The following is a 24,731-nucleotide window of genomic DNA, read 5'->3' as shown; positions in this document are numbered from 1 at the left end:
CCTCGACTGCGGCAGGCTGGTCGTCATGATCAGCAACACGACATCCGGACCGGACATGGCCGGTGACGACGACGCTGCGGCGGGGCACCGGAGGACACCCACCCGGACACCCACCCGGGCGGCCCCACGGCGAGGAGCTCCCCCTGAGGCCGAGGGGCTGAGTCTGCGGCGCCTGCTGGGCCTCGGAGGGTCCTCCACCGTGTGGCTGGCCGAGGTGACCGGTGACGGTCCGCACTGGGCCGACGCGGCGCCTGCGGACCGCACAGTGGCCGTGAAGATCCGCAGCGAGGCGCACGGGGCTGGGCAGAGCCTGGAGAGCGGAGCAGGCGCCTGGCGATCCGCCGAGCTGAACGCCGTGCGTCGACTGCACCATGAGCATCTCGTCACCGTGTACGGCTGGACCGACACCTCGGCGGGGCCGGGCCTGATCCTTGAGCCATACACCGCGGGTTCGCTGGGGCGTCTCCTCGCCGCCCGCGGCACGCTCTCCGTCGGGGAGACGGTGACGGTCCTGTCGCCCGTGGCCCAAGCCCTGGCGCATCTCCACGCCGCGGGGGTCGCCCACGGGGACGTCTCGCCGGGCAACGTGCTGCTCGCGCCGGACGGACGGCCTGCTTTGGGAGACCTCGGCGATGCGCAGCTGCTGGGCGCATCGCCGATCCCGGCCGCGACACAGGGATTCGCGGCCCCGGAACGCACGTCCGCCCTGCGGTCTGCTGAGCACGGGCGCCGTCAGAGGGCATGGGACGCAAGCCTCGCGCCGGAGGCTGACGTGTACGGGCTGGCGGCCGTCGCCTGGTGCTCGCTGACCGGCTCGGCACCGGCCGTGGGACGGAGGAGGCCTCCCTTGGGGACGCTGTGTCCCGAGGCGCCGAGCCGTCTCATCCGGCTGCTGGAAGAGGCTCTGTCCGAAGCTGCGGACGAACGGCCCGATGCCCGGGCCTTCGCCGCGGAGCTGCATCGGTGCGCCGCGCCGGAACCGCTCGACCTGGCGGCGTATGTCGACGACGATGTGCTGCCCGAGCTTCCCACGGTCCGGCCGGGCGCCCGAGAACGGGGTGTGACGCGCCGACGTCGGCAACGTCTGGTGGCAGGGATCAGCGCCGCGGTCCTGCTGCTGGGACTGGGCGCCGCAACGCTGAGCGAACCGCGCCAGGACGGTCTGTCACCCGATGACGAGGATGTCTTCGGAGCAGGCCTCGGCGACCGTGCGCCGGATGACACCAGCGAGCCGGTTGACGGCGAACCGGGTGACAGCGCGCCCAGTGACGGCAGAACGGGTGACGGCAGAACGGACCCTGCGGCCGAGAGCGAGCAGCCCTCCGGCGCGGAGGCCGAGCGGCTGCTGCGGCAGGATGATCCGCTGATGGCCTTGGACGGCCTGGCCATGCTGCGGACGTCTGCCCTGCAGAACCCCGGGGAGCCTGACGTCCAGCGCTACGTGGTCGCCGGTTCACCGGCTGAAGCCTCCGAGAAGCACCTCATGGAGCAGATGCACTCCCGGGGGCAGGCCCATGACAGCGCGAGGATGGAGATCCTCCCGGTCGGCGAGGCGGAGTACGCGCCGGATCCGGGCGCATCGGCGGCGCAGGGGGAGACTGCCCACATCACGGCTGAGATCCGGATCGACGGCCTCGACGACGGAGCAGGTCGGGAGCAGACCGTACGGCTCGTGCTGCACCGCACCGAGGTGGGATGGCGGCTGCATACGGTCCAGGACGTCGGCACCCCGAACACGTCCGGCCGGCACGACGATGCCGGCGGAGGGGAGGACATCCGCCCAGACGACGACGCTCCCCGGGCGGGATGATCACGGGGATCATCCCGCCCGGGGAGCGTCGAGGCCTCGCGGGCATCGAGCGACCGTCAGAGCGGCCGACCGACGCCGATGAGGGTCAGAGTCCCAGCTGCGACTCGAAGGCGCCCTCCTCGAGGCGGGCCTTGAGCGTCTGCAGGAAACGGCCGGCGTCGGCGCCGTCGACCAGACGGTGGTCGTAGGTGAGCGACAGGTACATCATGTGACGGATCGCGATGCTCTCGTTGCCGTCGGCATCGGTGACCACCATGGGCCGCTTGACGATCGCACCGGGGCCCAGGATCGCCACCTGGGGCTGGTTGATGATCGGCGTGTCGAACAGCGCCCCGAAGGAGCCCAGGTTGGTGATGGTGAAGGTGCCGCCCGAGAGCTCGTCCGGAGCGATCTTGTTGCTGCGGGTCCGGGCCGCCACGTCGGCGATCTTCTTGGCCATGCCGGCGAGGCTCAGGTCGCCCGCATCCGAGATCACCGGGACCATCAGGCCCTTCTCGGTGTCGACGGCGAAGGAGAGGTGCTCGGCATCGTGGTACGTGATCTGCCGCTGCTTCTCGTCGTACTCGGCGTTGAGCTTGGGGTGCTGCTTGAGGGCCTCGGTGACGGCGGCGGCGATGAACGCCAGGTACGTGAGGTTGACCCCGTTGGTCTGCTTGAAGGAAGCCTTGGTCTTCGCGCGGAGGTTGACGATCCGCGTCATGTCGACTTCGTGGACCTGGGTCAGCTGAGCCCCGATCTCGAGAGACTCGTTCATCCGCTGAGCGATCACCTGGCGGATGCGCGGGGCCTTCTCGGTGGTCCCTCGGAGCGTGGTGTCCACTTCCACGGCGGGCGCGGACGCCGGAGCCGCGGTGGGCGCCTGAGCCCCCGCCTGTGCCGGCGCAGACTTCTCGGTCGCGGCCTTCTTGGACTCCACGGCGTCGAGGACGTCCTGCTTGCGGATGCGCCCACCGACGCCGGTGCCCTTGACGGTCGAGAGATCGATGCCTTCCTTCTTGGCCAGCCGACGCACAAGAGGCGTCACATAGCCCTCGGCACCTCCAGCTGCCTCCTGAGTCGACTCCGCAGCCGCGGGGGCGGGCTCCTCGTCAGCAGACTTCTCGGCGGGCTCCTCAGGAGCCTTCTCTGCCGGCTTCGGAGTCTCGTCGGTCGGCTCCGCGGTGGCCTCCTCGGGCTCCTGTGCAGCGGAGTCCTCAGACGATGCGGCCTCCTCAGCAGCCCCCGACGGCGACGAGGAGCCCGAACCCACCAGGGCCAAGACGGCCCCAACCTCGACAGTCTCATCTTCGGAGACCTTGATCTCCTGGACGGTTCCGGCGACAGGGGAGGGGACCTCAGTGTCGACCTTGTCGGTGGAGACCTCCAGCAGCGGCTGGTCGACCTCGACGTCGTCCCCGACCTCGACGAGCCAGCGGGTCACCGTGCCCTCGGTCACGGACTCGCCCAGAGCGGGGAGCGTCACCTCCTGGGACTCGGCGCCGCCGGCGGCGCCGGAGTCCTCGGCAGGGGCCTCTTCCGGGGTCTCCTCGGCGCCCTCGGCCTCGGCCGCGGGCTGCGTCTCCTGGGGAGCCTGGTCGTCCGCGGAGTCCTCCGCCTCGGCCTGCTCCTCGGTGCTCGAGTCGTCACCGGAGTCCGTGCCGGCCCCGGAGCCGTCTCCGATCTTCACCAGAGGAGCGCCGACCTCGACGGTCTCGTCCTCGTCCACGAGCAGCTCCTCGATCACGCCGGCGGCGGGGGAGGGGACCTCGGTGTCGACCTTGTCGGTGGAGACCTCCACGATCGGCTGGTCGACCTCGACCTCCTCCCCGACTTCCACGAGCCATCGGGTGACAGTGCCTTCGGTGACTGATTCACCGAGGGCTGGAAGGTTCACGGTCTCAGACATGATGTCCGGCTCCTACTCTTGAATGCGTCGCACCGGGCAGTGCGGTGCGAGTTCACAGGTGTGTTGAATTCTCTGGGTGGTCTGGATGCGGCTCTCAGCCGTGGAGCGGGTGGCCGAAGAGCGCCATCGCGGCCTCTCCGAGCGCCTCATTCTGTGTGGGGTGGGCGTGCACCAGCGTGGCCACGTCCTCCGGGTAGGCCTCCCAGTTCACGATCAGCTGCGCCTCGCCGATCTGTTCGCCGATGCGGGTGCCGATGCCGTGGACTCCCACGATCGGACCGCCCTTGACGCCGACCATCTTGATGATGCCGCCGGTGCCGAGGATCGAGGACTTGCCGTTGCCTGCGAGGTTGTACTCGGTGATCTCGACGTTGTCCTTGCCGAACTCCTCCTCAGCCTTGGGCTGGGTGTAGCCGACCGACATGATCTCGGGCTCGCAGAAGGTGACCTTGGGGATGTTGATGTCCTCGACCACGACAGGGTTGTTGCCGACGATCTCCTCGGCCACGAAGATGCCCTGCTGGTAGCCCCGGTGCGCCAGCTGCAGGCCCGGGACGATGTCGCCGACGGCGTAGATGTTCCCCACACCGGTGTGGAGCCGCTCGTCGGTGATCACGAACCCACGGTCCAGGGTGATGCCCTGATCCTCGAAGCCGAAGCCCTCGGTGACGGGCCCACGTCCGACCGCGACCAGGCAGATCTCGGCTTCGAACGTCTTGCCGTCCTCGAGGGTCACCTTGACGCCGTCACCGGTGTCCTCGACGTCCTTGAAGAACGTCCCGGTGTTGAACGTGATGCCGCGCTTCTTGAAGGAACGCTCGAGGTTCTTGATGATCGACGGGTCCTCGTTGGGGACGAGCGACGGCAGCCCCTCGATGATCGTCACGTCCGTGCCGTAGGAGGTCCAGGCGGAGGCGAACTCGCAGCCGATGACGCCGCCGCCGAGCACGATGGCCGACGCGGGGGTGTGGTCGAGCTCCAGTGCCTCAGTCGAGGTGATGATGCGCTCACCGATCGGCAGGCCCATAGTCTTGGATGTGGATCCGGTGGCCAGCACGATGTTGCGGCCGCTGTACCGAGTGCCGTCGACCTCGATCTCGTTCTGCGAGACCAGTCGTCCTTCGCCCTCGATGACAGTGACCTTGCGCATCTTCAGCAGCCCGGAGAGGCCCTTGTGCTTGCCGGCGACGATGCCGTCCTTGTACTCGCGGACCTTGGCCATGTCGATGCCTTCGAAGGTCGTCTTCACGCCGTACTTCTCGCTCGAGCGGGCCTCATCGGCCAGCTCCGCGGCGTGCAGGTAAGCCTTGGTGGGGATGCATCCGGTGTGCAGGCAGGTGCCGCCGAGCTTCGACCTCTCGATCAGGCCGACCGTGAGTCCGTGCTGCACCGAGCGCAGCGCCGCGGCGTAGCCGGCGCTGCCTCCGCCGAGGACGAGTACGTCGAATTCCTGTGCCTGGGGCTGGTCGGCCACGGTCGTTGCTCCCTTGGGTCGCGTGAGTCTGTGAAGGTGTGAAGGTGTCGGCGGGCGGTCAGAGGACTGACGGGGCACAGCTCTGTGCCAGTGTCCGGGACGCCGCCCGTGTGCACGGGTGTCAGCCTATCGCTTGAGCGCGCACGGCTTCCACTGCCGCATCCGAGGACCCGGACTGTGACGGCGTCGGCCCCGGAGCGCCATCCGTGCGCTCCGGGGCCGACGGGGTGTCCGCAGGTCAGCGTGAGAGTCCTTCGAGGTAGGTGACCAGCGTGCGGACCATCACTCCGGTCCCCGCCTTCGGGGTGTAGCCGTAGGGCGACTTCTCGTTGAACGCCGGGCCGGCGATGTCGAGATGCGCCCACGGGATCCTGCGTGCCTCCGGGTCGAGAGCGCCGCTGTCGGCCCCCTCCCGCTCGCCCACGAACTCGCGCAGGAACGCCGCGGCTCCCAGCATGCCGCCGTTGCGGTCACCCAGGTTCGTCAGGTCGGCGACCTCCGAGTCGAAGCCGGAGCGTGCCTCCTCCGGGATCGGCATCGGCCAGAGCTTCTCCCCTGAGTCTTCAGCGGCGTCCACGAGGGCAGAGCGGAGCTGCTCCTCTCCCATGACGCCCGTGGTCCGCAGGCCCAGCGCGATCATCTGCGCACCGGTCAGCGTGGCCACGTCGATCAGTGCGTCGGGGTTCTCCTCCGAGGCGGCGACGAGCCCGTCGGCCATGACGAGGCGTCCCTCAGCGTCGGTGTTGAGGACCTCCACCGTCTTGCCGCCGCGGATCGTGATGACGTCCTCAGGACGCTGGGCCGTGGCCGAGGGCATGTTCTCGGCCAGACACAGCCAGCCGGTCACCTTGATCGGCAGGTTGAGGTCGGCCGCGGCGCGCACCACGGCGAGGACCGTCGCAGCGCCGCCCATGTCCAGCTTCATCGTGGTCATCGAGGCGGCAGGCTTCAGTGAGAGGCCGCCGGAGTCGAAGGTGATGCCCTTGCCGACCAGCGCGATATGCGCTGCGGGCTTCGAAGGGGCGTGCTCGATCCTGACCATGCGGGGGCCGCGGGAGGAGCCTCCGCCGACGCCGAGGAGACCGCCGAAGCCCTCCTTCTCCAGGTCCTTGACGTCCCAGACCTTCACCGAGAGCTTGGGAGCCTTCGAGGTCGAACCTCCCTGAGCCGGTGCCTTGGTGCGGCTCGCGAGGTCCGCGGCGATCTCCGCGAACGTCTCCGGGTACAGGTGGCTCGGGGGAGTGTTCACCAGGTCGCGGGTGGCACGCACCGCAGCGCCGACGACGGCGGCCCGGTCCAGGACCGGGCGGGTGTGCCGGTCCTTGAGGTCGGTCAGGATGAGGATCTCCTCGACCGGACGCTTCTCGCGCGCCTCCTGGGAGCTGCGGAACGCGGTGAAGGAGTAGGCGCCGATCGCGGCACCCTCGGCGACGGCGGCGACCTCTTCAGGGCTCGAGGCCGGCAGGGCGAGGGCGACCGAGTCGAGCGAGCTGAGCTGGCGGACCGCCGAGCCCGCGGCGCGGCGGAGGGATTCGAGGGAGACGCCGCCGGTGGGCTCCCCGGTGAGCTCGCCGACGCCGACCAGCACGAGGGTCTCGCTGCGGAAGCCGTCCACGCCGGGCAGGCGCAGGAGCTGGTCAGCCGCCCCCGTGGCTCCCAGGGCCTGGAGCGAGTCGGCGACGCCGCGAGCGGCTTCGTCGGCCAGCGGGTTCGGCAGGAGGATGGGCCCCTCGGGGCCCTTCGCGACACCCAGCACGAGAGCGTCGGTGGGGGTCTTCTCGACGGCCGTGCTGACAGCGGAGAGGGTGGGCTGGAAGTCGTTGATCACGTCAATCCCGTCTGATCCCCGGTCCGGGGATCGTCGCATCGAATGTGTGTGCATCCGCCGACGCGCTGCCGCGTGTGGAAGCCCTCGGCGGCCTCAGGACTCGATCCTATCCGAGATCCTGACCAGCGCGCCGCGTGCCCGGGGCCGTCGATGTGAAGCCTCCGCGCATGCCGCCGGCGGCCAGGCGCTGTGCGGTCAAGCTCTGTGCGGTGCGCCGGGAATTTCTCCAGCCGTTGCGGTCGTTACCTCTATGGTCACCGCAGCGCCTGACGGCGCGCGTCTCACGCAGACCGACGCGTCCAGCCCGGTGACGCACGTTCTACGGCATGGAGAGGAGTCTCAGCTCGATGAAGGACCCCCTGCACCTGCTCCACGTGTACCCAGCAGACCCCGACGCCGCCGAGCCAGACGGAGAAGGGGACAGCGGTCTCGCCGGGACCGGATCCACTGTCCCCATGACCGACTCGACGGTCCGTCCGGTCGGCGGAGACCTGGTGCTGCGCGACCCGCTGGGCGACAGGCCCTCGGGCGGCCTTCGGCTGCTCGTCTCTCTGGCCGGTCATACCGATGCCGGCGACCTGAGCGGCCAACTGGCGGAGGCGCTGCTCAGCGCGCTGCCGCACCGGCTGCTGGCCAGCTTCGACGTCGACGAGCTCTTCGACTACCGTTCCCGTCGCCCGAAGGTGACTTTCGTGGACAGCCGGTTCGCCGACTATGAAGGTCCTGAGCTCGATCTCTATGAGGTTCGCGATGCCTCCGGCCGACCGTTCCTCCTGCTGACCGGAGACGAGCCGGACTTCCAGTGGCAGGGGGTGGCCGACGCCGTGCTGACGCTGGTGAAGCGCCTCGACGTCACTCTCGTGGTCCTCGTCGACGCGCTGGGGCTTCCGGTGCCGCACACCCGCCCCCTCGGCGTCACGGCGCACGGCAGCCGCCAGGACCTCGTGGCCGGAATCTCGACATGGAGCCCCACGGCCCAGATCGAGGCCGGTCTGAGCCAATTCCTCGAGATGCGACTCGAGGCCGACGAGCATGACACGGTCGGCTACACGCTGCATGTGCCCCATTATCTGGCCGGCGGACGGTATCCCCAGGTCGCGGTCTCCGCACTGGAGTACGTCGGAGCCGCCATGGAGCTGATGCTGCCCACGGACGAGCTCCGAGAGTCTGCGCGCATGGTGGATCAGGACATCTCACGTCAGGTGAGTGCCAACAGCGACATCCAGACGCTGGTGGAGCGCCTGGAGAGCACGTTCGACCAGCACACCACCACGGAGCAGCGGTCGTTGCTGGTCAAGGAGGACGACGTCGTCCCGGACGCGGAGGAGCTGGGAGCCGCAGTGGAAGCCTTCCTGCGCACGCAGTCACCGACGGCTGACCGAGGAGTCGACGCCGTCCGACCCGAGGAATCCGGCGAACCGTCAGTGGGCCCGTCAGAGGGCCAGCCAGATGTTCAGGCGACAGACGAGCGGTCGGACGATCAGCAGGACGACCAGCAGGACGACCCTCCGTCGACGCTGTTCTGATTCGCCCGTGGCTGAGTGCACAGCAGTGAGTGCACCGGGCCGGGCCCAATGGCGTTCGCTCCTCCACAGGTCCCGCTGTCCGAACCCGACACGCGGGGCCGTCCACAAGCTCCGGCGGGGGCCTGTCCGGCACGCGCACGTCCTTCGAGACTGGGGCCATGAGCACTCCACGCATACCCCAGGACGATCACACACCATCAGACGCGCACCCCCTTCCGACGGATGGGGCAGAGCAGCAGGTCATCACCGTCTCGGGTCCCGAGGACGCCGTCGCTCTGGTCCACCACACCTTAGGGTTCCTGCCGGAGGACTCCCTGGTGGTCATGGGACTGCACGCAGGACGGACCGGCGCCCATCTGCGGATCGACCTCAGCGCCGGTGTGGACCACCCTGACAGGCTCGCCCAATGGGTCGGCAGGCATCTGCTGGGCCCCGAGGTGACGCCGGCGCCCGACGGCGCCGTCATCTTCCTGTTCACGGATGAGGAGCCGGCGCCTCCCACCTGGGAGGATCCGGCTCTGCGCCCCTGGGCCGCGCTGCATGCCTCCCTCTGCTCGGCTCTGCGCCAGGACCACTGTCTCCAGATCGTCCAGACGTGGTGGATCGGCGGCGGCTGGATCCGGGACTATGACTGCCTCGACCCGCGGTGCTGTCCCTTCCCCGGAACCCGTCTCGAGCGGGCGGAGAGCAGCGTCGTCGCAGCCCACATGGCCGTGCGCGGCAGGGTGCCGCGTCAGCCCTCGCAGCTCGTCGAGGACTTCCTGGAGGCTGGAGCGCCTCCCGAGGGAGACCACGTGGCCGAGGTCGACCTCGAGGCGATGGACATGAGCCTGAGGCTCGCGGACGTGCCGGCCGTCACACAGGCGCTCCTCACCTGGGACGAGGTGATCCAGGAGCAGGCGCTCGAGGGTGCAGTGACGGACGTCGCCCACCTCACAGACGACGGCGCGGCCGAGGGGGCCGTTCCGTCGGGCGCATCCTGGACCGGACGGTTCTGCGACCGTCTGGCCCCGCTCGTGGCCGTTCTGGAGTCGCCGGATCTCGCCGAGGCCGTGCTGGCGCTTGCCGCTGACGGACCGGAGTCTGTGGCGGTCGCTGTCGAGGCACTCGGTCTCGCGGAGCGGGAGGGGCTCTGGAACGGCCCGGAGCCCGAAGACGCCCACGGCATGTGGAGGTCCCTGGCTCGACTGTGGACAGATCACCTGATGGATCACGGGGGTCCGCCCTGCGCCGAAGCGCTCGTGGCGCCTGCGCCCGCGAGCGATCGCGTGCCCGACCAGCCGTTCGAAGGAGACGAGGCGGAGGTCGAGAACCTGCTGCGACTCCATCTCCGGCGATATCAGCAGGTACTGGCCGGCGCCACCGGCACTCGCCCGCGATGGGCGTCCATCGACGCTCTCGCCTCGGTCCTTCATCGGCTGCAGCCGTTCTTGGGCGTGCAGGCGACGTCGACGTCGCTGGCCATGATGGCCTGGATCGAGTGGACCCGGGGGAGGGGGACGGTCAGCGGCGCCTTCCTGGACCGATCCTTGCGGCTGGTCGCCGATCATCCGCTGGCCCGGCGTCTCGCCGTCGGCCAGAAGGAGCCGATCATCTGCCCCTGGGCGATGGTCAAGGCCCATTCCTGGTCATGACGGACCGGCGCTGAGGCGGGATCGCCGCCGGATCCCAGGACTTCTCCGGGTTCCAAGACTTCTCCGGATGCCAGGATCATGCCGTCAGTGCTGCGACCTCGCGTGGCCGATCACGGAACCCGGGCTCAGGACGGCCCGACGAACTCCTGGCAAACTTTTTTCTCCACGCGGGAATGATCCTGGCAAGGGGTATGTTGTGAACTGCTGAGACCCTGCAACCATCGTCAGGTCGCTCATCACGCACCGGGAGACCGGCGTCGTATGCACACCGTCTGGTGTGCCTCGGCGGCCGCCCGGACAGCAGGTGTGAGACGGACGACGGACTTGACAGGGTCATAGGTGTGTTGACCACGGGTCGGCCACCGCCTTCACACGTCCTAGTCGGAAGGTCATCGTGCCCACTACTGCGTCCCAGTCCACAGAAGAGAACGCAGCCGCGGCAGAGGCGGAACAGCCGTCCGCTGCCACCAGTAGCTCGTCCTCGCGCACCTCAGCGCCAGGGGGAAGCGCCGCGGCCCAGAAGTCCAGCTCCACGTCGAAGCGGTCCGCCGCCTCAACGTCCAGCACCGCCGCGAAGAAGTCCACCGCCAAGGGCTCCGGCAGGAAGACCGGAGGCCGGAAGAAGGCGGCCGACCCGGTCGACGAGGTGTTGGCCGAGGCCGCCCAGGAGCAGGAGGCTCCGACAGCGGTGCTCGAGCAGGCCGTGGCCAAAGCCCTGGAGGACGGAGACGAGGAGGAGGTCGCCAAGAAGGTCGCGGCCGCGGCCGGCGACTCCGACAACGCCGAGGCGATCGTCGAGAACGCCAAGAAGGCAGCCAAGGGTGAAGAGGCCGAGGAGGAGGAGACCAAGGGCCGCGGATTCGTCATCTCCAACGCGGACGACGACGACGCCCCCGCGGTCCAGGTGGTCTCCGCCGGCGCCACGGCGGACCCGGTCAAGGACTACCTCAAGCAGATCGGCAAGGTCGCGCTGCTCAACGCGGAGCAGGAGGTCGACCTCGCGCTGCGCATCGAGGCGGGCCTCTTCGCCGAGCACAAGCTCGCCACCGAGGAGATCTCCGACCGCCGCCTGCGGCGAGACCTGGAACTCATCGTCGCCGACGGCCGGCGCGCCAAGAATCACCTCCTCGAGGCCAACCTGCGCCTCGTCGTCTCTCTGGCCAAGCGTTACACGGGCCGCGGCATGCTGTTCCTGGACCTCATCCAGGAGGGGAACCTCGGACTCATCCGCGCTGTGGAGAAGTTCGACTACACCAAGGGCTTCAAGTTCTCCACCTACGCCACGTGGTGGATCCGTCAGGCCATCACCCGCGCCATGGCGGACCAGGCGCGCACCATCCGGATTCCGGTGCACATGGTGGAGGTCATCAACAAGCTCGCCCGGGTGCAGCGTCAGATGCTGCAGGACCTCGGGCGGGAGCCGACCCCCGAGGAGCTTGCCCAGGAGCTGGACATGACGCCGGAGAAGGTCGTCGAGGTCCAGAAGTACGGTCGCGAACCCATCTCGCTGCACACGCCCCTGGGTGAGGACGGCGATTCGGAGTTCGGCGACCTCATCGAGGACTCCGAAGCGGTCGTGCCCTCCGACGCGGTCAGCTTCACCCTGCTGCAGGAGCAGCTCCACTCGGTGCTGGACACCCTCGCCGAGCGGGAGGCCGGGGTCGTCGCGATGCGGTTCGGCCTCACCGACGGACAGCCGAAGACTTTAGACGAGATCGGCAAGGTCTACGGCGTCACCCGGGAGCGCATCCGACAGATCGAGTCCAAGACGATGTCGAAGCTGCGCCACCCGAGTCGTTCGCAGGTGCTCCGCGACTACCTCGACTGAGCACCGGCGACGCCGCCTGACCGTGGAGGTCCGGGAAGCCACGGCTCCCGGACCTCCGGCTTGACAGGCCCGTCAGCGTCGAGCTCGACTCGACGTCACGCATATGGCCGGTGGACGACGGACTGCTCCGTCGCCCACCGGCCATATGTCGTTCGAGCACATGTCTTCCAGCCCTGTGACGTTGCGGGCATGTGTCGCCCACCCCAACACCGGACACCGCCCGACGCGAGCATGACGAAGGGCCCGGAGGGAGATCCCCCGGGCCCTTCGTCTGAAGTCGACTCATGGCGTCCACGGATGATGCCGTGCGACGCCTGCCGTCAGCTCGTCGCTCGGCGTCTCATCGAGCCTGGGCGAGTCGCTCCGACTCGTCGACCCACTCGGAGGTCTTCGGCCGCAGGCTGTCCTGAACCTGTCGAGCATGGTGCACGCAGAAGAGCAGATCACCGGCGCCGGAGGTCAGGACCGCGCGCACGTAGGCCTGTGCTCCACAGCGGTCACAGCGGTCGAGGGCAGTCAGAGTGTTCGTGTGTGCTTCGAGTGTCCCAGTCGTGCCGGTCATGCTCTTCGCCTCCTCACGTGAATTGTAGGTACCCATACAACCACGTCGAGGGCCGATTCATTCGCCCTCGGCGCCCGTTTCGGCGATCTTTCGCTCACCGCGTACGCGTGATTCGCTGTGTTTCCGCGGATCCCAGGGTCTGCGGCGGTTCTGCCGAAGTTGCACGCTCAAGCCCGATACGGTGGCTTTGACTGTGCCCGAACGGGACGCCCTGACGGCGTCCCATCAGAGTCCACCAGGAGGAGATCCGTGGCGAAGAGATCCGAGTACGACGCTCGACACCTGTCGGTGCTCGAGGGCCTGGAGGCGGTCCGCAAGCGCCCCGGCATGTACATCGGCTCCACGGATTCGCGCGGCCTCATGCACTGTCTGTGGGAGATCATCGACAACTCTGTGGATGAGGCGCTGGCAGGGTACGCCTCCACCATCACCGTCACGCTCCATCCGGACGACTCCGTGGAGGTCACCGACGACGGCCGAGGCATTCCTGTCGACGTCGAGCCGCGCACCGGCCTCTCGGGCCTCGAAGTGGTCTTCACCAAGCTTCATGCCGGAGGAAAGTTCGGAGGCGGCTCCTACAACGCCGTCGGGGGCCTTCACGGAGTCGGGGCCTCGGTGGTCAACGCGCTGTCGGCGCGCCTCGATGCGCGAGTCACCCGCGGGGGCAAGGTCCATCAGATGTCCTTCCGGCGCGGCGAGCCCGGCACATTCGCCGGATCGACGGCGAACCCGGATGCCGAGTTCAGCCCTGCCGCAGAAGGGTCCCCGGTGGAGGTCGTCGGCAAGGCCAAGCGGGGAGCCACCGGCACGACCATCCGCTATTGGGCCGATCGCCACATCTTCACCCCGGATGCGCGGTTCGACGATGAGGAGCTGAGCAACCGCGCTCGACAGACCGCCTTCCTGATCCCCGGTCTGCGGCTGACGGTGCGCGACCTTCGCGGCGAGACCCCTTCTGAAGAGGTCTTCCAGTACGACGGCGGCATCAGCGAGTTCGTGGACTTCCTCTCCACAGACTCGGCAGTGACCGACATCTGGCGGATCCAGGGCCACGGCAGCTTCACCGAGAGAGTACCGGTGATCGGCGAGGACGGCCGCAGTCACATGGAGGACGTGGAACGGGACTGCGAGGTCGACATCGCCCTGCGCTGGGGCATCGGCTACGACTCCACGGTGCGCAGCTTCGTCAACATCATCGCCACCCCCAAGGGCGGGACGCATCTGACCGGTTTCGAGCAGGCGCTGCTGAAGACCTTCCGCAAGACGGTGGAGGCCAACGCCCGTCGCCTCAAGGCGGGGAACGACAAGCTCGAGAAGGACGATGTCCTGGCCGGACTGACCGCCGTCGTCACCGTGCGGATCGCCGAGCCGCAGTTCGAGGGGCAGACCAAGGAGATCCTCGGCACCTCGGCGGCGCGCCAGATCGTCTCCAAGGTGGTGGAGAAGCAGCTCGCACAGCGGCTGAACTCCACGAAGCGGGGTGACAAGCAGCAGTCCACTGCCGTGCTGGAGAAGGTCGTCTCGGAGATGAAGTCGCGTATCTCCGCGCGGATGCACAAGGAGACCCAGCGCCGGAAGAACGCCCTGGAGAACTCCTCGATGCCGGCCAAGCTGGTGGAATGCCGGTCGAAGGGCGTGGAGAACACCGAACTGTTCATCGTGGAGGGCGACTCCGCCCTCGGCACCGCGAAGCTCGCGCGGTCCTCCGACTACCAGGCCCTGCTGCCGATCCGAGGAAAGATCCTCAACGTCCAGAAGGCCTCCGTCTCGGACATGCTCTCCAACACCGAATGCGCGGCTCTGCTGCAGGTCATCGGTGCTGGCTCAGGCCGGACCTTCGATCTGGACGCCGCCCGCTACGGCAAGGTGGTGCTGATGACCGACGCCGACGTCGACGGCGCGCACATCCGCACGCTGCTGCTGACGCTGTTCTTCCGCTACATGCGTCCCATGATCGAGGCAGGGCGGGTGTTCGCCGCTGTGCCCCCGCTGCACCGGGTGGAGGTCATCCACCCAGGTCGGAAGGCCAACGAAGTCCGGTACACCTACTCGGAGACGGAGCTGAACAGGCTGCTGGCCCACCTGGAGTCCGAGGGGCTGCGATACAAGGAGCCGATCCAGCGCTACAAGGGTCTCGGCGAGATGGATGCCGACCAGCTCTCCGAGACGACCATGGACCCCGCTCATCGGTCCCTGCGGCGTATCCGCGTCGCCGATGCTGAGGCCGCTGAAAGGGTCTTCGACCTGCTCATGGGCTCCGTGGTCGCACCGCGCAAGGACTTCATCATCGAAGGATCGAAGGCGCTGGACCGGGAGCGCATCGACGCCTGAGGTCTGCGGTCCGCGCTGTTGTCCGCTTTCCGGCGAGACCGACGGCGAGACCGGCACAGGGCGCAGGAGGAGCTCCCTCCGAGTTCTTCTACGACGTGTCGAAATACTCTGCCTCACTGGCGCGGGACAGCGCCCGGAGCGCCGAACTGACGATAGACTGACCTCTGACCGCGACTGCACCTTGACCCATTGTGAGCATCAGACGTGACCCAGAACTCTTCTGCCGCCCTGACCGGCGGGCCCTCCGAGACCGCAGCCTCACCGACTCCGGGACGTCCGGCCGGTGAGACGCGGTCTCCGTGGCGCCGCAAGGCTGCGGCGTATTGGTCGCTGACGAAGCCGCGCGTGATCGAGCTGCTGCTCGTCACCACGCTCCCCACGATGATCTTCGCGCAGCGCGGATTCCCCGACTTCTGGCTGGTGCTGGCCACCATGGTCGGCGGTGCGTTCGCGGCCGGCTCGGCCGGGGCGTTCAACTGCTACATCGACCGGGACATGGACAGACTCATGAACCGGACGAAGAAGCGTCCGCTGGTCACCGGCGAGCTCACGCCACGAGAGGCGTTCGTCTTCGCCTCCCTGCTGGGGGCGGCGGCACTGGCCATCCTCTGGATCGGGGCCAACCCCTTGGCGGCAGGACTCGGCGCGGCGGCGATGTTCTTCTACGTGGTCATCTACACGCTGATCCTGAAGCGCCGCACCGAGCAGAACATCATCTGGGGCGGACTCGCGGGCTGCTTCCCCGTGCTCATCGCGTGGGCGGCCGTCCGGGAGACGGTCGAGTGGCCTGCGCTGGTCCTCTTCTTCATCATCTTCCTGTGGACCCCGCCGCACTACTGGCCGCTGTCCATGAAGTACCGCACGGACTATCAGACGGCGCACGTGCCGATGCTCGGCGCGGTCGCCACGGCCAAGACGGTCTCTGTGCAGGTCGTCCTCTATGCCTGGGCGACGGTGGTCTGCTCGCTGCTGCTGGTCCCAATGGGCTGGGCGGGCATCACCTACACCGCCTTCGCGGCCGTGGCCGGCGGGTGGTTCCTCTACGAGTGCCACATCCTGCACCGGCAGGCGCAGCGCGAGTCGCTCACCGACAAGAAGGCCATGAAGGTCTTCCACCTGTCGATCATGTACCTCACCCTGCTGTTCGTCGGCCTGGCCCTCGATCCCTTCATCGGGGCACCCCTGATGGGCTAGTCTGAGCTTCCCGGTCGCCGGCCCCCGAGGTCAGCGGGCCGGACGTGCGGGCCTCGCCGTGATCCTGCCGGCGGCGATCCGCACAGGAGGGAGCCGATGATGTCGCTGCGCTGGTACTCCACCGTCGTCGAGGCCCAGGACCATCGGGCGCTGGCCCAGTGGTGGGCCGAGGCGCTCGGCTGGGACGTGGCCTTCGAGAACGACCAGGAGGCGGCGGTCCTCCCGCCCTGGGCCCAGGACTTCATCGAGATCCTGGACTTCCACCGTGTGCCCCCGGGCATGGTCTTCGTCCCGGTGGAACACGCCAAGACGGCCAAGAACCGCCTGCACTGGGACTTCGCACCTCATACCACGGATGACCGCGGCGCTGAGATCCGCCGACTGATCGACCTGGGCGCACGCCGTGTGGACGTCGGCGAGCCGGAGGACGTGACCTGGACCGTCCTCGCAGACCCTGAGGGCAACGAGTTCTGCGTCCTCTCGGCCCGGGACATGTGAGGCTCGCCCGGCTCGAGCACTTCTCGAGGTGCAGGAGAGGTCCGGGGGCCGGACGCAGCTCGGGATGGTGACGGCGAGCCTCGCCGTCACCATCCCGAGCGGTCTCGTCCTGAGCGGTGTCAGTCCTGCTGAGCGAAGTCGATGACCACCCGGCCGTCAATCTTTCCATGGTGCATCTCGTCGAACACCGCGTTGATGTCGCTCAGAGGCCGAGTGGAGACCGTCGGGTGGATCTTGCCGCGGGAATAGATCTCCAGAGCTTCGACCATGTCCTGGCGGGTGCCGACGATCGATCCTCTGATGGTCAGCCCTTTGCGGACGATGTCGAAGATCGGCGCGGGGAACTCCCCGGGCGGCAGTCCGTTGAAGACGATGGTTCCGCCGCGGCGCGTCATCGAGATCGCCTGCCCGAAGGCATCCGGATGCACCGCTGTCACCAGGACTCCGTGGGAGCCCCCGGTGCGGCGATGGATCTCCTCGGCAGGATCGGAGCCCATCGCGTTGAGGGTGATCTCCGCCCCGTGGCGGGAAGCCAGGGCCAGCTTGTCGTCGGCGATGTCCACGGCGACGACCCGCATCCCCATGGCCACGGCATACTGCACCGCCAGGTGCCCGAGGCCGCCGATCCCGGAGATCACCACCCACTGGCCGGGCCGGACTCCGGTCATCTTCAGTCCCTTGTAGACCGTCACGCCGGCACAGAGCACGGGTGCGACCTCGAACGGATCCGCGCCCTCGGGAATCGCCGCGGCGAAGCGGGCGTCGACGATCATGTACTCCCCGAAGGATCCGTCGACGGAGTATCCACCGTTGATCTGCTCCTCACAGAGCGTCTCCCACCCGGTGCGGCAGTGCTCGCAGGACCCGCAGGCGCTCCACAGCCAGGCATTGCCCACAGTCTGCCCGACCTCGACGTCCGTGACGTCCGACCCGACCTTCTCCACCACGCCCACACCTTCGTGTCCGGGGATGAACGGAGGCGTCGGCTTGATCGGCCAATCACCCTCGGCGGCGTGCAGGTCAGTGTGACAGACGCCTGAGGCGAGCAGCCGCACCAGGGCCTGCCCCCGGCCGGGATCGGGCAGCTCGTGCTCTCGGACGGTGAGTTCTGCGCCGAACTCCTCGACGACTGCTGCTGTCATGGTGCTCATGATCGTGCTCCTCGTCTGTTCGATGAACGATGACGACCGTGACGCTAGTCACATTCTCGTTGCAGTGAGGTTGCACCAGCCCAATGCTCCACAGAGCCGAGCACTGCCGTTCAGAGGTTCGAGCGGGCGATCAGCAGGGCTCGCTGCGGCGAGTCCGGAGGCAACACGCGCAGTGCCTCCCGGAGGACCTCGCCGTCACCGCGCGCCTCCGGCAGCTGCAGATATCGACAGATCTCCCACGAGGAGCCGTCCTGCAGGATGGACTCTCGGAGCATCGCTGAGAGCTCCCAACGGATCCTGACGATCCCCGGCGCCTCGGACCGAGGCAGCAGCTCCCCGGAGTACAGGTCCAACGCCGCGCTGCGATCACCGGCGGCGAGGGCATGGACGACACCGACGGCGTCCAGCCACGGCGGCGGATCCAGGCGGTACGGCCGAGAGTTCAGCCTGGGCGGGTCCGCGTGTCCCGGCAGGCCGACAAGGAGTCGCCTCAGCCGAGTCACCTCCGCGCGCAGGGCGACCTCATGCCCCGTCTCACCGAAGATGTCCTCGGCCAGACGGGCAGCGCTGGCGCCGCCTCCGGAGGACGATGACTCCTCCCAGGCCAGCAGGGTCAGCAGCTCTGCGTGACGCAGACTCAATCGCCAGCTCGACGCTCCAGCCGTGACCGTGCCGGTCTCCGAGCCCAGCACGGAGAATCTGAGCCGTGGGGCGGATCGGGGCTGGGAGCGCAGCTCACCCTGGGCTGCGGTGATGGCAGCGAGCACCAGCGGCAGCGCGTGCGTCTCCACGGCTGCAGGACCGCCGGTGATGTCCACCACGCCGAGCAGGTCGCCGGTCTGCGGGCAGCGGATCGGCGCGGCTGAGCAGGAGAACTGGTGGGCTGCAGGGACGAAGTGCTCCTCCTGATTCACCTGGACGGCCCGTCCGGTGGCCAGCGCAGTGCCGGGAGCCGAGGTGCCGACGGCGCGCTCCGACCAGTTGGCGCCCGCCTGGAAGGCACTGGTCTCGGCCCGGCGCATCGCCTGGCGCGAACCGTCCACCCAGAGGAGGCGCCCCTTGGCGTCGCCGATGGCGACGACGAGACCCGCATCCTTCGCGGGTTGGACCAGCAGCCTGTCCAGCAGCGGCATGGCTGCGGAGAGCGGATGTTCGCGACGCAGCGTGTTCAGGTCGCCCTCGTCCAGGTCGATCGGCGCCTGGGCTCTCACGGGGTCGTCGAGGTAGCTCGCCGAACGCAGCCAGGACTCGCGCAGCACCGGCGGCAGGACAGACCAGGTCTGCGGCTCATCGGGGACGGGCTCTCGCCCCATGAGACCTCCTGTGGTGGTGGGACATGGGCTGGTGAGGTTCGGGCCGCCGATGGGGCCTGCGCGAGATGCTCGTCAGCCGGCAGGGCCGTCGCACACCGATCCGACGACGGCTCCGATGGTGCACGTGATGCGGTCAGGATAGACCACGCAGAGGAGACGAGCATCACAGCGGTGCCGTCATCTGCCGGAGCTGAGGGCCCGCCCTGTGATGACTCGACGGGCATGCAACGAAGGTGCAACGTCGGCGGAGCTACGGTCACAGTCGTGAGCGACGTCACTGACCATCACGACGAAGGAGTCCCGATGACCGTCTACGCGCAGCCCGGCAGCCCTGAGAGCCGGGTGACCTTCAAAGCCCGCTACGACAACTGGATCGGTGGAGCGTGGACCGCCCCCGTGAAGGGCCGATACTTCGAGAACCCCTCACCGGTGACCGGACGGACCTTCACCGAGATCGCGCAGTCCGACGCCGAGGACATCGAGCTGGCCCTCGACGCCGCCCATCGGGCCGCACCCGCCTGGGGCCGCACTGCTGCGGCGGAGCGCGCCGTGATCCTGAACCGGGTCGCCGACCGCATCGAGGAGAACCTGGAGATGCTGGCCGTCGCCGAGACCTGGGACAACGGCAAACCTGTGCGGGAGTGCCTGGCGGCCGACCTGCCGCTGGTGGTCGACCACTTCCGCTACTTCGCCTCAGCGATCCGGGCACAGGAGGGCGGCATCTCCGAGCTCGACGGCGACACGGTCGCCTACCACTTCCACGAGCCGCTCGGGGTCGTCGGACAGATCATCCCCTGGAACTTCCCGCTGTTGATGGCCACCTGGAAGCTCGCCCCGGCCCTGGCCGCCGGCAACGCGGTCGTGCTCAAGCCCGCCGAGCAGACTCCGACCTCCATCCTGGTGCTGATGGAGCTCATCGCCGATCTGCTCCCGGAGGGCGTGGTCAACGTGGTCAACGGCTTCGGCGCGGAGGCTGGGGCGCCCCTGGCCTCCAGCCCCCGGATCCGGAAGATCGCCTTCACCGGGGAGACCACCACCGGCCGGCTCATCATGCAGTACGCCACGCAGAACCTGATCCCGGTGACCCTGGAGCTCGGCGGCAAGAGCCCCAACATCTTCTTCGACGACGTCGCCCGGGAGAAGGACGCGTTCTACGACAAGGCGCTCGAGGGCTTCACGATGTTCGCCCTGAACCAGGGGGAGGTCTGCACCTGCCCGTCGCGTGCGCTGATCGACGACTCCATCATCGAGGGCTTCCTGGACGACGCGATCGCCCGGACCCGGAAGGTCACCCAGGGAAACCCCCTGGACACCTCCACGATGATCGGGGCCCAGGCTTCGAACGACCAGCTGGAGAAGATCCTGTCCTACATCGACATCGGCAAGCAGGAGGGCGCCGAGGTGCTCCTCGGCGGCGAACGGGTGGACCTGGGCGGAGACCTCTCCGAGGGGTACTACGTGCAGCCGACGATCTTCCGGGGCGAGAACTCGATGCGGATCTTCCAGGAGGAGATCTTCGGCCCGGTGGTCTCGGTGACCGGCTTCTCCGGCTACCAGGACGCCATGGAGATCGCCAACGACACCCTCTACGGCCTCGGCGCCGGTGTGTGGTCCCGCGAGGCGAACACCGCGTACCGGGCCGGCCGAGAGATCCAGGCCGGCCGCGTCTGGACGAACTGCTACCACCAGTACCCGGCCCACGCCGCCTTCGGCGGGTACAAGCAGTCCGGCATCGGCCGCGAGAACCATGCGATGATGCTCGCCCACTATCAGCAGACCAAGAACCTGTTGGTCAGCTACTCGGAAGGCGCGGCAGGGCTCTTCTGAGCCGCCGGGCGACGTCGCTCGGTGGCGGCTCCTGCAGGACGGGGGAGCCGCCGCCGGAGCCCAGAAGGGAATGAAGGCCATGGCGTACCCACGGGTCAGCGTGACCGAGGATGCCGCTGCGTTGCTGCGACGGCTGAGGCAGGAGCACGGCAGGCCGCTGATGTTCCACCAGTCCGGTGGCTGTTGCGACGGCTCCGCCCCCATGTGTTACACGCAGGGGACGTTCCTGACCGGATCGTCGGACGTCCTGCTCGGAGAGCTCGACGCCGGCACGGGCGAACCCGTCCCGGTGTGGATCTCCCGGGCGCAGTTCGAGTACTGGTCGCACACCCACATCACGATCGACGTCACCGCAGGCCGCGGTGCAGGATTCTCCATCGAGGGGCCCACCGGTCATCGGTTCATGATCCGTTCCCGCCTCTTCACCGATGAGGAGGCCGAGGATCTGGAGCCGGTCCGGACCGGCTGAGTCGAGCGGGCGGCCTGCGGCGCGCGACGTCGGGACAGCTGCTCCACGTGGTCCTCGCGGCGCAGATCCCACGCCTCGTGGGCCTGGATGTTCACCGCCCGGGGCCCGGTGCGGCGGATCGTGCCCTCCACCAGCATCAGCTGGGCGGTGAACAGGATCTCCCCGGCATTGCCCTGCGCCTCGTCGAAGAAGGCGACGTCGGCACAGCCGGTGCCGTCGTCGAGGCTGATGAACACCACCCGCCGTCCGCTGGCCATCGGAGGCGTCTGGGTGGCCACCCGGATGCCGGCCACCCGGACGGTGGAGCCGCTGCGCAGCGTCAGCAGGTCCTCCGCCCGGGTCACACCGAAACGGTCCATCGTGTGCCGATGGGTCTCCATCACATGACCGGTGACGTCGATGCTGGTCAGCAGGAGTTCATCGCTGATCAGCTCCTCCCGGCTCGGCTCCGGATGCTTCTGCGGCAGGGCGGAGACCTCGACGTCGGCCATCGGCAGGGGCAGCTGCCCCACCACTTCGCGCCGCCTCGGGGAGGACGCCGTGCGGGTGCGCTCGACCACGGAGGCGACGAGATCGCCCCGGCGCCGTCGACCGCCGGGCATCAGAGAGTCCAGCGCGCCCACCTGGGCGAGCGCGCGCAGCGTGGGGCGCTTCGGACGGGCCCGGTCCCGCAGGTCCGCCAGGGAGTCGAAGGGCTGGGCCTCCACGATCCGCTGGACCTCCGCCTCGCTGATGCCCGAGAGACTGGTCAGCGCCATGCGGATGCCCAGGGTGTGCTCCCCGCGGGGGCTCCGCGACGGAGTCGGCTCGAGCACGTAGTGCTCGGTGGAGCGGTTGACGTCCATGCCCAGCAGCGGCACACCCAGGCGGCGGGCCTCAGCCACCAGCAGCCGCAGCGGGTACATCCCCGGATCATGCTCGAAGAGCCCGGCCAGGAAGGCCGCCGGGTGATGGGTCTTCAGCCAGGCCGACTCGAAAGTGGGCACGGCGAACGCCGCCCCGTGGGCCTTGCAGAATCCGAAGGAGCCGAAGCCTGCCAGGATCTCCCACACCTCATCGACAACCTCGGGGGAGTACCCCCGTCGTGCCGACCGGCTGCGGAAGAACGTCTCTACGGCATCCTCCTCCGGCCCGCCCAGGGCACGCCGGAACTCGTCGGCGCGGTCGAGCCCGCAGCCGGTCATCCGGTCCAGGATCCGCAGCACCTGCTCATGGAAGATCACCACCCCATGGGTCTCGGACAGCACCGGCGCCAGGTCCGGGTGAGGGAACCGCACCTGCTCAAAGCCGTGCCGTCGCTCCAGGTACGGGGTCACCATGCCCGAGCCCATCGGGCCCGGCCGGAACAGCGAGATGTCCACCACCAGGTCGGACAGCCGCTCCGGGACCAGCTTGCCGACCAGCTCCCGCTGCCCGGGGGATTCGATCTGGAAGCAGCCCAGGGTGTGGGTGGACTGGATGAGTCGGTAGGTGTCCGGATCATCGCGGTCCACCGACTCCAGGTCGATCCGTTCCCCGGTGGTGCGGCGGATCTCCTGCAGGGCATGGGCGATGGTGGACTGCATACGTACGCCCAACACATCCAGCTTCAGGAAGCCCATGGGGTCCATGTCGTGCTTGTCGAACTGGCTCATCGGCAGACCGTCCACCCCCGAGGGCTGGACCGGAGTGAGGTCCAGCAGCCGCTGATCACCCAGGATGATCCCGCACGGATGGGTGGAGATGTGGCGCGGCAGACGGTCCAGCCGCTCGGTGAGGTCCACCAGGAGGTCCAGCTGCTGCCGGCCCTGCTCCCGTTCGGAGTCCAGGCGGGCGGCCAGGGCACGCAGCTCCGGCTTCTCTGCCAGCGCCTCACGGAACTGACGTGCCGGGAAGCGCCACATCGTCTCGGCGATCTGCGCGATCTCCTCCTCGGGAAGCCCCAGGGCGAGGCCGGCGTCGCGCACCGCCCCGCGGATCCGGTAGCTGTTCTGCATGCTCATCAACGTGGTGCGCTCCGCTCCGAAGCGTTCCACGATGCGGTGATAGACCTCATGGCGTCGGGCGGACTCGACGTCGATGTCGATGTCCGGAAGGGTCGAGCGCCTTCGGGAGAGGAAGCGCTCGAAGACCAGCTCATGCTCGATCGGGTCCACGGCGCTGATCCGCAGCAGATGGTTCACCAGTGAGGATGCCCCGGAGCCGCGGGCGGAGACCCGCACCCCCATCTGCTCGACCATGTCCACCACCTCGGCGACGGTGAGGAAGTAGCTGGCGAAGCCGAGGTCCTCGATGATCCTCAGCTCATGCTCGAGGCGGTCGCGCAGCGCCGCCGCCTCGGCGGGGGACTGCCGGGGATAGCGGGCGGTCAGTCCCGCTTCGCACCGCTGGGCGAGCTCCCGCTGGGGGTCTGTGCACCGTCCTGAGACCCCCAGCCCGATGACTCGCGCCTCAGGCACCTTCGGGGCCCCGAAGCTCATATGGGCCTCCGGGTCCAGCAGGCAGCGCTGCGCCAGCGCCCGAGTGCGCTCCAGCAGCTCCACGGCCCCGATGCGGGCGGCCGTGCTGGACGTGCAGATCTCCTCAGCGATCCGCTCCATCATGGAGGCAGGTTTGAGCCAGCCCTGCCCGTTGGGCTGCAGGGTCTCCGTGACCTGCAGGCTGGAGAGCACCCGGACGGCGTCGAGGACGTCGGCGGTCGTGGCATCGTCCTCATGCAGGAAGCGCACCATGTTGGTCAGCACGGGAGCCACCGCACAGTCCTCCGCGACGGCGAGCATCCGCGCAGCATGGGCGGTGGAGAGCGGCTCTCCGGGAGGCGCCAGATGAGAGACCACTTCGACCCGCAGCGTCCCCGCACCCAGCGTGGAGACCCAGCCGCGCAGCAGACGCCGCGCCTGGGCATAGCGACGAGAGGCCGCCGCCACGCCCACGTCGCTCTCCGGGCCCAGCAGCACGAACAGGGCCGGCTCAGCCTGCCCGGCGATCGCCCGGGGCCCCTCCGGGCAGGCGAGCTCCACCAGACGGGCCAGGGGGAGCCGAGGCCCCGCCCCGCGGTCCTGCAGATGAGCGGCGGAGACCGCCCGGCACAGGGCGGAGTAGCCTGCCGCTGAGCCGTGGGCGAGCAGGACCACCCGTCCACGCTCCTCCAGGCCGCCGTCGGGACGCTCCTCGGCGACCGGAAGGTTCACCCCGAGAATCGGAGCGACGCCATGGCCCTGACAGGCGATGACATGCTTGACCGCCCCGTAGAGACCGTCCCGATCCACGCAGGTGGCGGCTCCGGCGCCGTCGGCCGCCGCGGCCGCCACCAGGTCCTCCGGCCAGCTGGCACCGTGGTGGGCGCTGTAGGCGGTGGCCACGTCGAGATGCACGAAGCCGCCCATCAGTGGAATCTCCGGGATCCGGCGGCCGGGACGGAC

Annotated in this window: 16 protein-coding genes; 9 read left to right on the top strand and 7 right to left on the bottom strand. The window is 68.7% G+C overall.

Annotated features, from left to right (window positions below; all coding sequences use genetic code 11):
• Window positions 1-25 precede the first annotated feature (25 nt).
• Entirely contained in the window at window positions 26-1,810 is a 1,785-nt protein-coding gene (locus ABD658_RS01810; RefSeq protein ID WP_344682914.1) for a serine/threonine protein kinase, read from the top strand.
• An 85-nt stretch (window positions 1,811-1,895) separates the two neighbouring features.
• On the opposite strand, the gene sucB is transcribed toward ABD658_RS01810, so the two are convergent.
• The 3 genes from sucB to ABD658_RS01795 form a co-directional block, all read right to left on the bottom strand.
• The gene (sucB, locus tag ABD658_RS01805; protein WP_344682911.1) at window positions 1,896-3,695 is read right to left on the bottom strand and encodes a 2-oxoglutarate dehydrogenase, E2 component, dihydrolipoamide succinyltransferase; all 1,800 of its coding nucleotides are present in this window, start codon (window positions 3,693-3,695) and stop codon (window positions 1,896-1,898) included.
• Window positions 3,696-3,789: 94 nt separating this feature from the next.
• Entirely contained in the window at window positions 3,790-5,169 is a 1,380-nt protein-coding gene (lpdA, locus tag ABD658_RS01800; RefSeq protein ID WP_311024336.1) for a dihydrolipoyl dehydrogenase, read from the bottom strand.
• A gap of 238 nt (window positions 5,170-5,407) precedes the next feature.
• Complete coding sequence (locus ABD658_RS01795; RefSeq protein ID WP_344682906.1) at window positions 5,408-6,997, bottom strand: leucyl aminopeptidase; 1,590 nt, start codon at window positions 6,995-6,997, stop codon at window positions 5,408-5,410.
• Window positions 6,998-7,452: 455 nt separating this feature from the next.
• Here ABD658_RS01795 and ABD658_RS01790 point away from each other — a divergent pair, with 455 nt between their 5' ends.
• The 3 genes from ABD658_RS01790 (at window position 7,453) to ABD658_RS01780 (ending at window position 11,985) form a co-directional block, all read left to right on the top strand.
• Window positions 7,453-8,523, top strand: a complete 1,071-nt coding sequence (locus ABD658_RS01790; RefSeq protein WP_344682903.1) for a PAC2 family protein — start codon at window positions 7,453-7,455, stop codon at window positions 8,521-8,523.
• A 158-nt stretch (window positions 8,524-8,681) separates the two neighbouring features.
• Window positions 8,682-10,157: a DUF4192 family protein gene (locus ABD658_RS01785; RefSeq protein WP_344682901.1), complete on the top strand. Its 1,476-nt coding sequence runs from the start codon at window positions 8,682-8,684 to the stop codon at window positions 10,155-10,157.
• Window positions 10,158-10,551: 394 nt separating this feature from the next.
• Entirely contained in the window at window positions 10,552-11,985 is a 1,434-nt protein-coding gene (locus tag ABD658_RS01780; protein WP_344682899.1) for an RNA polymerase sigma factor, read from the top strand.
• Window positions 11,986-12,325: 340 nt separating this feature from the next.
• On the opposite strand, the gene ABD658_RS01775 is transcribed toward ABD658_RS01780, so the two are convergent.
• Complete coding sequence (locus ABD658_RS01775) at window positions 12,326-12,547, bottom strand: DUF7455 domain-containing protein (protein ID WP_070159911.1); 222 nt, start codon at window positions 12,545-12,547, stop codon at window positions 12,326-12,328.
• Between the two features lie 249 nt (window positions 12,548-12,796).
• Between ABD658_RS01775 and ABD658_RS01770 the strand changes: the two genes are divergently transcribed.
• From ABD658_RS01770 to ABD658_RS01760, 3 genes are all read left to right on the top strand, one after another.
• On the top strand, window positions 12,797-14,878 hold the full coding sequence (locus ABD658_RS01770; RefSeq protein WP_344682897.1) for a DNA gyrase/topoisomerase IV subunit B: 2,082 nt from the start codon (window positions 12,797-12,799) through the stop codon (window positions 14,876-14,878).
• 204 nt (window positions 14,879-15,082) lie between these two features.
• Window positions 15,083-16,072 carry a heme o synthase gene (locus ABD658_RS01765; RefSeq protein ID WP_344682895.1) on the top strand — a complete coding sequence of 330 codons (990 nt, stop codon included), beginning with the start codon at window positions 15,083-15,085 and terminating at the stop codon, window positions 16,070-16,072.
• A 99-nt stretch (window positions 16,073-16,171) separates the two neighbouring features.
• Entirely contained in the window at window positions 16,172-16,570 is a 399-nt protein-coding gene (locus ABD658_RS01760) for a VOC family protein (RefSeq protein ID WP_344743739.1), read from the top strand.
• A 119-nt stretch (window positions 16,571-16,689) separates the two neighbouring features.
• On the opposite strand, the gene adhP is transcribed toward ABD658_RS01760, so the two are convergent.
• Both adhP and ABD658_RS01750 read right to left on the bottom strand, forming a co-directional pair.
• Window positions 16,690-17,721, bottom strand: a complete 1,032-nt coding sequence (adhP, locus tag ABD658_RS01755; RefSeq protein ID WP_344682891.1) for an alcohol dehydrogenase AdhP — start codon at window positions 17,719-17,721, stop codon at window positions 16,690-16,692.
• 110 nt (window positions 17,722-17,831) lie between these two features.
• Window positions 17,832-19,034 (bottom strand): sigma-54-dependent transcriptional regulator family protein, encoded by a 1,203-nt coding sequence (locus tag ABD658_RS01750; protein ID WP_344682889.1) that lies wholly within the window; start codon window positions 19,032-19,034, stop codon window positions 17,832-17,834.
• 303 nt (window positions 19,035-19,337) lie between these two features.
• Here ABD658_RS01750 and exaC point away from each other — a divergent pair, with 303 nt between their 5' ends.
• On the top strand, window positions 19,338-20,861 hold the full coding sequence (gene exaC / locus ABD658_RS01745) for an acetaldehyde dehydrogenase ExaC (protein ID WP_344683110.1): 1,524 nt from the start codon (window positions 19,338-19,340) through the stop codon (window positions 20,859-20,861).
• 70 nt (window positions 20,862-20,931) lie between these two features.
• Window positions 20,932-21,330: a DUF779 domain-containing protein gene (locus tag ABD658_RS01740; protein ID WP_070159901.1), complete on the top strand. Its 399-nt coding sequence runs from the start codon at window positions 20,932-20,934 to the stop codon at window positions 21,328-21,330.
• Here the strand turns inward: ABD658_RS01740 and ABD658_RS01735 are convergent.
• A complete protein-coding gene (locus ABD658_RS01735) occupies window positions 21,255-24,695 on the bottom strand; it encodes a DNA polymerase III subunit alpha (protein WP_344682885.1) in 3,441 nt (1,146 codons plus the stop codon). The two genes, ABD658_RS01740 and ABD658_RS01735, sit on opposite strands and share 76 nt — an antisense overlap.
• Window positions 24,696-24,731 lie beyond the last annotated feature (36 nt).

Source organism: Nesterenkonia aethiopica (assembly GCF_039534665.1).
In the GTDB taxonomy this organism is placed as follows: Bacteria; Actinomycetota; Actinomycetes; order Actinomycetales; family Micrococcaceae; genus Nesterenkonia; species Nesterenkonia aethiopica.
The sequence above is the reverse complement of the archived record's forward strand: the minus strand, read 5'-3'. Positions and strand labels throughout refer to the sequence as shown.